The sequence below is a fragment of the Nonomuraea sp. SBT364 genome (assembly GCF_001083785.1).
Lineage (GTDB): Bacteria > Actinomycetota > Actinomycetes > Streptosporangiales > Streptosporangiaceae > Nonomuraea.
Map to the genome: position 1 here is coordinate 1 of NZ_LAVL01000222.1, position 12,341 is coordinate 12,341.

Below are 12,341 nucleotides of genomic sequence, written 5' to 3' on the forward strand. Positions count from 1 at the left end.
ACCCCGCACTCACCCCGGCGACCCCGTCCGGGGCGGCGGGGCGGCGGCGAGCCGGTGGACCTGGTGGGCGGCGGATTGCTGGCGCTGGCGCTGGCAATGCTCGTGGTGGGGCTGTACAACCCGGATCCCGCCAACGCCGTCCTGCCGCCGTGGGGCCCGCCGGTGATCGGGGTCGGGCTGGTGGTAGGGGCGGCGTTCGTGTGGTGGGAGGTGCGCTCCCCGGTCCGCCTGCTGGACCTGTCCCGCGTACGCAAGGGCCCGCTGCTGGCCACGCTGGCCGTGAGCTTCCTGACGGGCGCGGCGCTGCTGGTGACGATGGTGTTCGTCCAGTTCACCGCCCAGACGCTGCTCGGCCTGGACGCGCTGGACGGCGCGCTGGTGCTCGGCCGGTTCCTCATCGCGCTGCCCGTCGGCGCGCTGCTGGGCGGGCTGCTGGCGCGCCGGCTGGGCGACCGGCCGGTGACCGTGGCGGGCCTGCTGGTGGCCGCCGGCGGTTACGCGCTGATGAGCCGGTGGCCGCTGGCGCTGGCGGGCGCGCGGGCGCTGGTCGACGGCACCCTGGTGGTCGCGGGCCTGGGCGTGGGCCTGGTCATCGCGCCGGTGTCGGCGGCGGTGCTGCGGCTCACACCGCCCCGCCAGCACGGGGTGGCCTCGTCGGCGGTCGTGGTGGCGCGGATGATGGGCATGCTCATCGGCATCGCCGCCGTGTCCGCCTGGGGCTTCTACCGCTTCCAGTCCCTCACCGCGCACCTCGACACGCCGCTCCCGTTCGGCGTCGACGCGGCGGTCTACGCCGAGCGGCTGGCCGCGTACACGGCCGAGGTGGAGGCGGCCCTGCACGTCGAGTACACCGAGATGTTCCTGGTGACCGCGTTCATCTGCCTGGCGGGCGCGGGCGTCGCCCTGCTCATGCCGAGGAACGGGTGACCCGCCGGGCGGCGGGTCACCCGTCCGTCACGGCGAGAGGCGGTGCAGGTCGCGCGGGAACGCGGTGACCTGCCGGATGTTGGCGGCGCCGGTGAGCCGCGCCGTCCACCGCTCCAGCCCGATCGCGAACCCGCCGTGCGGCGGCATCCCGTACGCGAACGTCCGGAGGTAGCCCTCGTACGGCTCCGCGCTCTCACCCCGGGCCGCGAGGGCGTCCAGGTAGTCCTGGTGCCGGTGCAGCCGCTGCCCGCCGGTCACCAGTTCCAGCCCTCTGAACAGCAGGTCGAAGCCGTTGGAGTAGCCGGGACGCGCCGGGTCGGGATGGGTGTAGAAGGGCCGTTTGGACATCGGGTAGCCGGTCACGTACAGGAACTCCGACCCGTGCTCGGCCAGCGCCCACTCCGACAGCCACCGCTCCTGGGCGGGCGAGAGGTCCGGCTCGTCCTCGCCCGTCATCCGCTGCGCCTCGGTGAAGTGGATCGCGGGGATCTCCCGCGGCACCTCGGGCAGCCGGACGCCGAGGGTGCCGAGCGCGCCGGCGGCGCGTTCCCGTACCGACTCCAGCATGCCCGCCAGGGCCTCGCGCAGCACCGCCATGACGTCGCGGTGGTCGCGCACGAAGCCGAGTTCGGCGTCGAGGCTCGTGTACTGGGCGAGGTGGCGGACGGTGTCGTGCGGCTCGGCGCGGAAGACCGGCCCCACCTCGTAGACCCGCTCGAACACGCCGACCATCGCCTGCTTGTAGAACTGCGGCGACTGGGCGAGGTAGGCGGGACGGCCGAAGTAGCCGATGCCGAAGACGTTCGCGCCGGACTCGGTGGCCGAGGCGACGATCTTCGGCGTGTGGATCTCGGTGAAGCCGAGCCGGTCGAGCGCGCCCCGGAACCCGGCGACGGACGCGGCGGAGATCTCCAGCGGAGCCCGCAGCGCCGGGTGGCGCAGCGCGGCCGGGGCGTGGTCGAGCACCGTCGGCAGTGTGGCGGGGATCGTCGGCCGGTAGAGGTCGAACGGCGGCGCCTGGACCGGTTCGGCCAGCACGCGTACCTCGGGGTCGGTGAGTTCGACGCCGCCTGGCGCCCGCTCGCCGGCCGTCACGGTCCCGGTGACCTCGACGACGCTCTCCTCGCCCGGCAGGGCGTCGTCCGGGAAGACCACCTGGGCCAGCCCGGCGCGGTCCCTGACGATGAGGAAGGACACGGATTTCAGCAGCCGGCGGCGATGGACCCAGCCGGCGATCGTCACTCGTCGTCCGGTGAACTCGGCGAGTTCGGCGGACAGTACACGAGAGATCATCACAACTCCTTGCGGATTGCATGACCCCTTGGGAGTGCGGGGGAGAAGGGAGCTCCCGGTGCCACCGCACTTTCGCCGCCCGCGAGGGGCGGCCTCCACGACCCGATGACGGGGGTCAGGCCGGCGAGGCATTTCCTCCTCGCACTCGGGAGTGTCTTCACCGGGGGGCGCGGGGCCGCCTTCACAGCGGCCGGCGGCTCTCTCGGACCCGCGCCGGTCCCCGGTTACTCGTCTCCGTCCACGCGTTGCCGTGGATGCTATCCGGATCGGCGGGCGCGGGGCAAAGCGCTGGACGTCAGCGGTCCTTCTTCTGACGCTTCTCGCGGATCTTCATCGTCACCTCGATCGGCGATCCGGCGAAGCCGAACTCCTCGCGGATGCGCCGCTCGATGAAGCGCCGGTAGGTGTCTTCCAGCCAGCCCGAGGTGAACAGCACGAACTTGGGCGGCTCGATGGACGCCTGGGTGGCGAACAGGATCTTCGGCTGCTTGCCGCCGCGCACCGGGGGCGGAGTCTGCTGGATGAGCTCGGTGAGGAACGCGTTCAGCCTGGACGTCGGCACCCGGGTCGACCACGAGTCGAGCGCCTTCTCCAGGGCCGGGACGAGCCGGTCCATGTGGCGGCCGGTCTTGGCGGAGATGTTGACGCGCAGCGCCCACGGGGTGCGGACGAGCTGGCGGTCGATCTCCTTCTCCAGGTAGTAGCGGCGGTCCTCGTCGACCAGGTCCCACTTGTTGAAGGCGACGACCATGGCCCGGCCGGACTCGATGACCAGCGTGATGATGCGCAGGTCCTGCTCGGTGAGCGGGTCGCTGGCGTCGATGAGCACGATCGCCACCTCCGAGCGCTCCAGCGCGGCCCTGGTGCGCATGGCGGCGTAGAAGTCGGCGCCCTGCAGCTCGCGGTCGCGCCGGCGGATGCCGGCCGTGTCGACGAAGCGCCAGGTGCGCCCGCCGAGCTCGATCAGCTCGTCGACCGGGTCGCGGGTGGTGCCCGCCATCGGGTCGACCAGCACCCGCTCCTCGCCCGCGAGCTTGTTGAGCAGCGACGACTTGCCCACGTTGGGCTTGCCGAGCAGCGCCACCCGGTAGGGGCCGCGCTGCTCGCCGAACGTGACCGCGGGCGTCTCGGGCAGCGCGTCGAGCACCACGTCGAGCAGGTCGCCGCTGGAGCGGCCGTGCAGGGCGGAGACCGGGTAGGGCTCGCCCAGGCCGAGCGACCACAGCGCCGCGGCCTCCAGCTCCACCTGCTGGTTGTCGACCTTGTTGGCGGCCAGGATGACCGGCTTGCCGGACTGCCGCAGCACCGAGCCGACGATCTCGTCGGCGTCGGTGGCGCCCACGGTCGCGTCGACCACGAACACGATGACGTCGGCCAGCTCGACGGCGACCTGGGCCTGCTCGGCGATGCGCAGGTTCATGCCGGTGGCGTCGGGGTCCCAGCCGCCGGTGTCGACGACGGTGAACCGGCGGCCACGCCAGTTGGCCTCGTAGGTGACGCGGTCGCGGGTCACGCCCGGCACGTCTTCGACGACCGCCTCACGGCGGCCGATGACCCGGTTGACCAGTGTCGACTTGCCCACGTTGGGCCGGCCGACGATGGCCACGACCGGGAGCGGGCCGCTGTCGGCCGGCTCTTCGGATACTTCGAGATCGTCGAGGTCGGCCTCGACCCAATCCCCCGTTGACACAGTGTTCGTCCTTATGAGTCCCGCACCCTCAGGTGCGCTCCTTGACCAGTCTCAGCACCTCCGCGACGACCTCTTCGAGGTTGAGCGCGGTGGTGTCGAGCTCGATGGCGCCAGCCGCCATCGAGAGTGGATCCGTCTTGCGTGTTGAGTCCAGGGTGTCACGCCTGGCCATGGCCGCGACCTGCACCTCGGCCGTGGTGCCGGTCAGCTCCGCGGAGCGCCGCAGGGCGCGGGCCTCGGCGCTGGCCGTCAGGTAGATCTTGACGGGGGCGCCGGGGGCGACGACGGTGCCGATGTCGCGGCCCTCGACCACGATGCCGCCGGCGCCGATGATCTCCCGCTGGAGCGCGACCAGCCGGGCGCGCACCTCCGGGACCGCCGCGACCGCGGAGACCGCGCCGGTCACCTCGTCCTCGCGGATCGGCCCGGACACGTCCGTGCCGCCGACGTGGATGGACGGGGCGTCGGGGTCGGTGCCGGAGACGATCTCGGCCTCGCCGCAGCGGGCGGCGATCGCGGCCGGGTCGGTGAGGTCGACGCCCTGCTTGAGCATCCACCACGTCATGGCCCGGTATTGGGCGCCGGTGTCCAGGTAGCGCAGACCCAGCGCGCGGGCGACACCCCGCGACGCGCTCGACTTGCCCGACCCCGAAGGGCCGTCCATGGCGACGACGACCAGACCGGTCACGACTCTCCCTCTTCAGGTTCTTCACCCAACCTGAAGAGGCTACCGCCTCCCGTCAGTCGGCGACCCAGCTCCCGTGGAAGCCGAGCGGGACCCGGGCGGGCAGGTGCACGACGGCGACCGGGTCGCCGGTGAAGTCCTGCGCCGGGAGGATCACCAGGTCGGCCGCGCCCCGGTCGGGGTTGTTGACGAAGGAGAGCACGTACCCGTCGTCCTCGGCGTCGCCGGCGGGGACGAACACCGGTTCGCCCACGTACGCGCCGCGGCCGAACTGCCGCTGCTGCTGGGTGCCGCGCGCCAGGTCGTGCTTGATGAGCGTGTTGTCGAACGCCTCGTCGGGCAGGTCCTCCAGCTCGGCGTCGCCGGGGTAGATGACGTCCACCAGGTCGCGGGCGGCGGCGGTGTAGCCGTAGCGGTAGGGCCTGCCGGTGCGCCGCTCGTCCATCCGGGGGAACTCCTGCGCCCGGTCGTCCAGCCGGGTCCGGCTCGCCGTGCCGGTCGCCGGGTCGATCCGCCACCGGTCGAGCGACGGCTCGCCGCCGAGGTCGAGGCGGGCGTCGACGAACCTCTTGGGGTAGCTGACCACGTCGACGACCACCTGCGCGCCGTCGTCGTAGGCGTTGAGCGTGTGGAAGACCCAGCACGGCTCGATCTCCACCCAGCGGATCTCGCCGGTCGCGCGCGACAGCAGGCCGACGCGCGAGCCGTGCTCCTCGTTCCACGCGTACGGCATCGGCGACCCGCGTTCGGCGTGGGGCATGCTGAACGTCACCGGCAGGTCGTACAGGACGACGTAGCGCCCGGTCAGCGCGAAGTCGTGCATCATCGGCTTGTCGGCGATCGGGATGTCGCGCGTGTGGATCACCGTGCCCTTGGCGTCGAGCACGATGTGCTGGTGGTGGTCCCAGCCGAAGTAGTACGCCATCGCGTGCAGCTCGCCGCTGACCGGGTCGAGGTGGGTGTGGGCCGCGTAGCCGCCGGGCAGGCCGCCGTCGAAGTCGCACGGGCCCAGGGTCTCCAGCTCGTAGCCCAGCTCGTACGGCAGCGCGCCGGCCTCCATCGTCGCGTACGTGCGCCCGGCCACGCCGATCACGTGGGTGTTGGGCGAGAAGTCCATGCCCTCGTGGGCCAGCACGGACCTGGGCTGCTCGCCCAGCCGGCCGGCGACGTCGGCGTTGCGGACCCACCGGTTGCGGTACCACTCGGCTCGGCCGTCGCGCAGCCGTACGCCGTGCACCATGCCGGCGCCGAGGAACAGGTGGGCGGCGCCGGGGTCGTCGAGGCCGAGCGGGTTGGGGCCGTTGCGCAGGTAGCGGCCGTTCAGCTCGGCCGGGACGCGGCCGGTGACCGGCAGGTCGTACGCGGTGATCTCCTCGGTCGCGGGGGTGAATCCGCCCCGGTACGGGGTGGCCATCAGCTGATCCTCTCGTCGGGAGCCAGGAAGGGGTGGAGCACCGAGGTCCAGAGCAGCCGAAAGCGCGCCTCGGCCTCCTCCGGCTCGAAGTAGCCGGAGATCTCCAGGCTCACCGCGCCGTGCATGGCCATCCAGAGCACGTCGGAGATCTCCACGGCGGCGGCCCCGCGCAGGCGCCCGTCGTCCAGGCAGCGCTGGACCCAGGTCACGAGCAGGTCGAAGGTCCGGCGCGCCGCCTGCGCCGCCTCGTTGCCGGGCTCGAACCCGGACACCGCGCCCTGGAACATGACCCGGTAGTAGTCGGGCTCGTCCAGCGCGTAGGCCCGGTAGGCCGCGATCCCGGCCAGCAGGCGGGCCAGCGGGTCGTCGCCGGGCACGGACAGCAGCCGCTGCTCGAACCTGGCGAATCCCTCCAGCCAGAGCGCCTCGGCGAGCCCGTCCTTGCCGCCGAAGAGGGTGTAGATCACCTTCGTCGAGCATCCGGCCGCACCGGAGATCCGGCGCACCGTCAGCGCCGCGGGGCCCTCGCTCGCCAGGAGGTGGGTGGCGGTGTCGAGGATCGCGGCCCGGACGACGTCCTGGCCTTCGCGCTGGGCCTGCTGGTACACGGTCACGGTAACACCGTTTCTGTGCGGTAACACTGTTACCGCCTTTCTAACCCATGCCCCGCCGCACCGTCAACGGGAGTAAGCCGTCTCTCACCGGAAAGGTGAGGCCGTGTGACCGACAACCCCGGCCGGGTGACGGTGGTCGTGGCCACCATGAACCGGCTGCGTGCGCTGCAACGTTCGCTTCCCCGCCATCCGGGGCCGGTGATCCTCGTGGACAACGGCTCCACCGACGGCACCTCCGGCTTCGTCCGGCGCCACTTCCCGCACGTGCGGGTGGTCGAGGCGGGCCGCAACCTCGGCGCGCCCGCCAGGAACGTGGGCGTCCGGCTGGCCGAGACGCCGTACGTGGCGTTCGCCGACGACGACTCCTGGTGGGCCCCGGGCGCGCTGGAACGGGCCGCCGACGCGTTCGACGCCTGCCCCCGGCTGGCCGTGCTCGGCGCGCGGGTGCTGGTGGGCGAGCGGCAGCGGCTCGACCCGGTGAGCGAGCGGATGCGGTGCTCCCCGCTCGGCACGGCCGCCGACCTGCCGGGGCCCAGCGTGCTGGGCTTCCTCGCCTGCGGGGCGGTGGTGCGCAGGGAGGCGTTCCTGGAGGCGGGCGGCTTCGACGACGTCATCTTCTTCTTCGGCGAGGAGGAGCGCCTGGCGGTGGACCTGGCCGCGCGCGGCTGGGGGCTGGCCTACGTCGACGACGTGGTGGCCCACCACCACCCGGCGCCGCCCCGCGACCCTTCCGGCCGGCAGTCGCTGGCGGTGCGCAACGCCGTCCTCACGGCCGTCCTGCGCCGCCCGTGGCCGGTGGTGGCCCTGCTCTCGCTCGACGCCGTACGACGCGGCCCGCGCGGCTGGCACGGCCTGCGTACGGCTCTGCCCCGGCTGGGACGGGCCCTGGCGCAGCGCCGGAAGCTGCCGCCCGACGTCGAACGCGCACGCCGCCTGCTGGACAACGGTTACAAATCGTGACGATAGGGTAGCACTGGGTTATGACTACTGCATCGAACCCGATCCAGCTCCAGAAGCACCTCAAGGGCGTCGACTACCCGGCCACCAAGGCCGACCTGATCGCCGCCGCCCGCCGGCAGGGGGCCGACCAGGCCACGCTGAAGGCGCTGGAAGCCATGCCCGACCGCCAGTACGACGGCCCGAACGCCGTCAGCCAGGCGGTCGCACAGCACTGATCATCAGCGCGCGGCGGGTCCCGGTGGGCTTCCACCGGGACCCGTCGCCGTGCTCACGGACGGTGAACCGGCTAGGGCACCTGCCAGCCGCGCTCGACGAGGGCCTCGCTGAGCGGTCCCGCCGAGCCGGGCTGCACCGACAGCTCGGCGACACCCAGCGGCAGACCGGGCGCGTGCTCCAGGCGGACGTCCTCGACGTTGACGCCGACCTCGTCGCAGACCTGGAAGAGCCGGGCCAGCTGACCGGGACGGTCGCCGATGACCACCTGCACGACCACGTACGCCGGCGCCGGGCCGCCGTGCTTGCCCGGGATGCGCCCGTGACCGGCCACGCCACGCTTGAGCAGCTGGGTGACCTCGCCGCCCGCGGCGCCGTCGCCCCCGGCCAGCGCGCGCAGCGCCGTCGCGGCGTCGGCCAGGTCGCGGGAGACCGCCTCCAGCACCTCGGCGACCGGCGCCGCGTTGCCCGACAGGATGCCCAGCCACAGCCCCGGATCGCCGCCCGCGATCCGCGTCACGTCGCGCACGCCCTGCCCCGCCAGCCCGAGCGCCACGTCGGAGGCGTCGGCCAGCCGGGCGGCCACCGCCGAGGCGGCCACGTGCGGCGCGTGCGAGACGACGGCCACGGCCCTGTCATGGTCGGCCGCGTCGACCTCGACCGGGTTGGCGCCGCACAGCTCGATCAGCCTCAGCACGGCCGCGACGGCCTCGCCCGACGCCTCCCCGGTGGGGCAGTAGGCCCACGGCCGGCCCAGGAACAGGTCGGCCCGCGCCGCCCCCGGCCCCGACCTCTCACGACCGGCCAGCGGGTGCGAGGCCACGTACGCCGCCAGGTCGCACCCCAGCCGCGCCGCCTGGTCGATCGGCTCGGCCTTGACGCTGGCCACATCGGTGTAGAAGCGGGCCACGCCGCGCTTCTGCAGCTCCAGCAGCTCGGTGGCGACATGGCCCGGCGGCACCGCGATCACCGCGAGATCGGCCACCGGCCCGTCCGCGCCTTCCGCGCCGCCCGTACTTCCCGTGCCCGGCTGCCACTCCTCGCCCGCGCCGAGCTCGCGGGCCAGCCGCACGGCGCCCTGGTCGCGGTCGGCGAGCAGCACCCGCACGTCCTTGCGGCGCAGGGCCAGCGCCAGCGAGGTGCCGATGAGACCGGTGCCCACAACCAGCACGGTGCGCAGTTCGGTGGCCATTGTCGTCGTCCCGGGATCTATTGAGCGATGTCCTGCCGGAGCGCGACGGCGCCCCGCAGGTAGACGTGCTGCACGGCCGAACGCGGCCGGTCGGTCTCCACGTGCGCCATCAGCCGCACCACCCTGGGCAGCGCGCCCGGCACGTCGATCTCCGTGGTGCAGATCAGCGGCACCTCGTGGAAACCCAGCTTGCGGGCCGCCAGCGCGGGGAACTCCGCGGTCAGGTCGGGCGTCGCCGTGAACAGCACGCTGATCACGTCGTCCGTGGTGAGCTCGTTGCGCTCCATGATCTGGGTGACCAGTTCGGTCGTGGCCTCGATGATCGAGGCACGGTCGTTGGCAGTCACCTGGATCGCCCCGCGGATCGCCCGCACCATGCGCTTCGCCCCTTCGGTAAGCGGGAGAGCCCGTGCGGAGATTCGCACGGGCTCCTGCGTTCTGGGCCAGGTTACAGCTTCACGGCGGCGTAAAGCTCGCCGACCTCCTTCAGGGACAGCGCCCTGACGGTGCCCGGCTTCGTACGCCCCAGCTTGACCGGCCCGAACTCGATCCGGGCCAGGTCGATCACCCGGTGACCGGCCTCCTCCAGCATCCGGCGCACGACGTGCTTGCGGCCCTCGTGCAGCACGACCTCGACCAGCGCCTGCTGGGCGTGCTCCTGCACAATGGCGAAGCTGTCGGCCCTGGCGAGGCCGTCCTCCAGCTCGATCCCCTGCTTGAGCCTGCGGCCCAGGTCACGCGGGATCGGCCCGGGCACCTTGGCCCAGTATTTCTTCTGCACCCCGTAGCTCGGATGCGTCAGCCGGTTGGCCAGCTCGCCGTCGTTGGTGAGCAGCAGCAGGCCCTCGGTCTCGGTGTCGAGCCGGCCCACGTGGAACAGCCTCGGCGCCAGCTCCTCCACGAAGTCGGCCAGGCACGGCCGCCCCTGCGGGTCGTCCATGGTGGACACGACGCCGATCGGCTTGTTCAGCGCGTAGTAGACCAGGTCGGGGGCCGTCGGGATGCGCTTGCCGTCGACGTGGATCACCTGCGCCGCCGGGTCCACCTTGGCCCCGAACCGGCGCACCACCTGCCCGTTCACGGTGACGCGGCCGTCGCCGATCATCTCCTCGCAGGCCCTGCGGCTGGCCACGCCCGCCTGCGCGAGCACCTTCTGCAGCCGCACCCCGTCCGGCACCTCGGTGGTGTCACGCTCGTCGGTGTAGCCCTCGGGGTAGAAGTCCCGGTCGCGCATGGGCTGACGCGCGGTCTTGAACCGGTCACGAGCCGGCCCGCCGCCGTCGCCGCGGCCTCGGCCCTCGCCGTAGCCGCCGTCGCGCTTCCCGCCGTCGCGGCGCGTGCCGCCGATGGTCTGCACGCCGTCACGCCCAGAGGTACGCCCGCCGCGCCCGGAGTCGTCACGCCGGCCGAACCGGCCCCGGGAGCCACCTTGTGCCGCGTCGTCCCTGCGCCCGCTCCGATCGGCCCGGAACCCCCCGCGCTCCCTCGGCTCCGCGGAATCGCGATGCCCGAAGCCGCGCGTACCGGAGTCGCGGTATCCGGGCTCACGGCTACCGCTGTCGCGGGGTCCGGAGGCGTCGCGGCCCTCGTACCGGCCGCGGCCCTCGTACCGGCCGCGGCTTTCGTGCCTGTCGCCGCCGAAGCCCGTACGCTCGCGGGCGTCGCGTCCGTCGGGACGGCCGTAGCGGGCGCGGGACCCACCACGGTCGGCGCGCAGCGCGTCACGCCCGCCCTCACCGCGGAACCCGCGCTCACCGTCGCCCCGCCCCTCAGGACGGAACCCGCCGCGGTCGTCCCGGGCCCCGCGCCGATCCCCGCGGAACCCCTCACGCTCATCACGGAACCCGTCACGGTCACCGCGCCCATCACGGGCCCCGGCCCGCCGGTCCCCCTGGAACCCGCGCTCATCACGCCCCCGGAAGTCTCCTCCACGAGAGCCACCGCGCTCCTGGAACCCCCCGCCGCGCGAACCGGCGCGATCTCCGCGGTCGTCGCGGAAGCCGCCGCCACGCGAGTCACTGCGGCCCTGGAAGCCGCCGCCACGCGAACCGGCGCGGTCGTCGCGGCCGCCGCGCGAGTCGGCGCGGCCCTGGAAGCCGCCGCCGCGCGAGCCGGGGCGCTCCCCGCGGTCGTCGCGGAAGCCGCCGCCACGCGAGTCACTGCGGCCCTGGAAGCCGCCGCCACGCGAACCGGCGCGGTCGTCGCGGCCGCCGCGCGAGTCGGCGCGGCCCTGGAAGCCGCCGCCACGCGAGCCGGGGCGGTCCCCACGGTCGTCGCGGAAGCCGCCGCGCTCGCCCCTGCGGGTGGCGCGGAAATCGTCGCGGCGCGAATCGCCGCGGGTGTCGTCGCGGCGCGAATCGCCGCGCTCGCCGTCTCGGTGGGAACCGCTGCGGAAGTCGTCGCGGCGGTTGCCGCCGCGCTGGTCGTCCGAGCGGAAGGCGGGACGCCCGCCGCGGCCGGAGCCGCCGGTGCGTCCTCGACCGCGTCCCTCACCGGACGGGGTGCTTCGCCTGTTGATCACTTTGTTGTCTCCTCGAGGTTTTCCACGTCGTCGGGGAGGAAGGGCGCGAGCTCGGGGAGCTCGCTGATGTCCCGCAGTCCCAGACGTTCAAGGAAGTATGAGCTTGTCCGGTAGAGCACCGCTTGGCTCTCCGGGTCGGTGCCGGCCTCTTCGACCAGCCCTCTCGCGACGAGCGTCCGCATGACGCCGTCGCTGTTGACGCCGCGTACGGCGGCGACTCGGGCGCGGCTCACCGGTTGCCGGTAGGCCACGACCGCGAGAGTCTCCAGTGCGGCCTGGGTCAGCCGCGTCTGCTGGCCGTCGCGTACGAACCGCTCGACCAGAGCGGCGCAATCGGCGCGCGTGTAGTAACGCCAGCCGCCCGCGACCTCTCTCAGGTCGAAACCCCGCCCGGCCGAAGTGTATTCCCCGGCCAGCTCCCGCAGGGCCGCCGCCACCTCATGCGTGGGTCTCTCCAGCACCTGTGCCAGCGTCACCTCGGCCACGGGCTCGTCGACCACCAGCAGGATGGCCTCCAGCGCAGCCTTCAGCTCCGGCCCTTCACCGGCCGCCGCCTCGATGTCCTCCACCTGTCCATCGGCACCCGCCTCCTCCCGGAGCCCCCCGCGGACCGGCTCCCCGGCCTCCTCCGCACGCCTCGCGCCGGACCCCGCCGTCCCTCCACTCGCCGCACCGGCGCCGGAGGGAGGATCGGCAGCCTCCGCCAGGGTCGCGTCCGATGCCGGCGGGAACTCGGCAGCGTCCGCCGAGGGCACGACGACGTCCAGCGCATCCGGCGGGACCGCAGCGGCGTCCAGCGGACGCTCGGCAGCCTCCGCCAGGGTCGCAATGA

At 73.3% G+C, this 12,341-nt stretch carries 12 protein-coding genes; 3 read left to right on the plus strand and 9 right to left on the minus strand.

The features are described from left to right. A partial coding sequence (locus ADY59_RS43525) for an MFS transporter (protein ID WP_049576043.1) occupies positions 1-927 on the plus strand: 927 nt, incomplete at its 5' end. Between the two features lie 27 nt (positions 928-954). On the opposite strand, the gene aspS is transcribed toward ADY59_RS43525, so the two are convergent. The 5 genes from aspS to ADY59_RS50780 all read right to left on the minus strand — a co-directional run bounded on the left by aspS (position 955) and on the right by ADY59_RS50780 (position 6,623). Continuing rightward, the gene (gene aspS, locus ADY59_RS43530; protein ID WP_156326107.1) at positions 955-2,220 is read right to left on the minus strand and encodes an aspartate--tRNA(Asn) ligase; all 1,266 of its coding nucleotides are present in this window, start codon (positions 2,218-2,220) and stop codon (positions 955-957) included. Between the two features lie 295 nt (positions 2,221-2,515). After that, positions 2,516-3,910: a ribosome biogenesis GTPase Der gene (der, locus tag ADY59_RS43535; protein ID WP_049576029.1), complete on the minus strand. Its 1,395-nt coding sequence runs from the start codon at positions 3,908-3,910 to the stop codon at positions 2,516-2,518. A gap of 28 nt (positions 3,911-3,938) precedes the next feature. Next, entirely contained in the window at positions 3,939-4,598 is a 660-nt protein-coding gene (gene cmk, locus ADY59_RS43540) for a (d)CMP kinase (protein ID WP_082310852.1), read from the minus strand. A gap of 52 nt (positions 4,599-4,650) precedes the next feature. Continuing rightward, a complete protein-coding gene (locus ADY59_RS43545) occupies positions 4,651-6,009 on the minus strand; it encodes a carotenoid oxygenase family protein (protein WP_049576031.1) in 1,359 nt (452 codons plus the stop codon). After that, complete coding sequence (locus ADY59_RS50780) at positions 6,009-6,623, minus strand: TetR/AcrR family transcriptional regulator (protein WP_053175730.1); 615 nt, start codon at positions 6,621-6,623, stop codon at positions 6,009-6,011. The genes ADY59_RS43545 and ADY59_RS50780 overlap by 1 nt, the downstream gene beginning before the upstream one ends. Positions 6,624-6,728: 105 nt before the next feature. On the opposite strand from ADY59_RS50780, the gene ADY59_RS43555 reads away from it, so the two are divergent. Beyond that, positions 6,729-7,583, plus strand: coding sequence for a glycosyltransferase family 2 protein (locus ADY59_RS43555; RefSeq protein ID WP_082310854.1), 855 nt, complete (start codon positions 6,729-6,731; stop codon positions 7,581-7,583). 20 nt (positions 7,584-7,603) lie between these two features. Beyond that, positions 7,604-7,798 (plus strand): DUF2795 domain-containing protein, encoded by a 195-nt coding sequence (locus tag ADY59_RS43560; protein ID WP_049576037.1) that lies wholly within the window; start codon positions 7,604-7,606, stop codon positions 7,796-7,798. Between the two features lie 71 nt (positions 7,799-7,869). Here the strand turns inward: ADY59_RS43560 and ADY59_RS43565 are convergent, their stop codons facing one another. From ADY59_RS43565 to scpB, 4 genes are all read right to left on the minus strand, one after another. Next, the gene (locus ADY59_RS43565) at positions 7,870-8,988 is read right to left on the minus strand and encodes a prephenate dehydrogenase (RefSeq protein WP_049576039.1); all 1,119 of its coding nucleotides are present in this window, start codon (positions 8,986-8,988) and stop codon (positions 7,870-7,872) included. Between the two features lie 17 nt (positions 8,989-9,005). After that, positions 9,006-9,365, minus strand: coding sequence for a chorismate mutase (aroH, locus tag ADY59_RS43570; RefSeq protein WP_049576041.1), 360 nt, complete (start codon positions 9,363-9,365; stop codon positions 9,006-9,008). Positions 9,366-9,436: 71 nt separating this feature from the next. Next, complete coding sequence (locus ADY59_RS53050; RefSeq protein ID WP_231619176.1) at positions 9,437-11,509, minus strand: pseudouridine synthase; 2,073 nt, start codon at positions 11,507-11,509, stop codon at positions 9,437-9,439. Further along, positions 11,506-12,078, minus strand: a complete 573-nt coding sequence (gene scpB / locus ADY59_RS43580) for an SMC-Scp complex subunit ScpB (RefSeq protein ID WP_049576055.1) — start codon at positions 12,076-12,078, stop codon at positions 11,506-11,508. Before scpB ends, ADY59_RS53050 begins: the two co-directional genes overlap by 4 nt. Positions 12,079-12,341 lie beyond the last annotated feature (263 nt).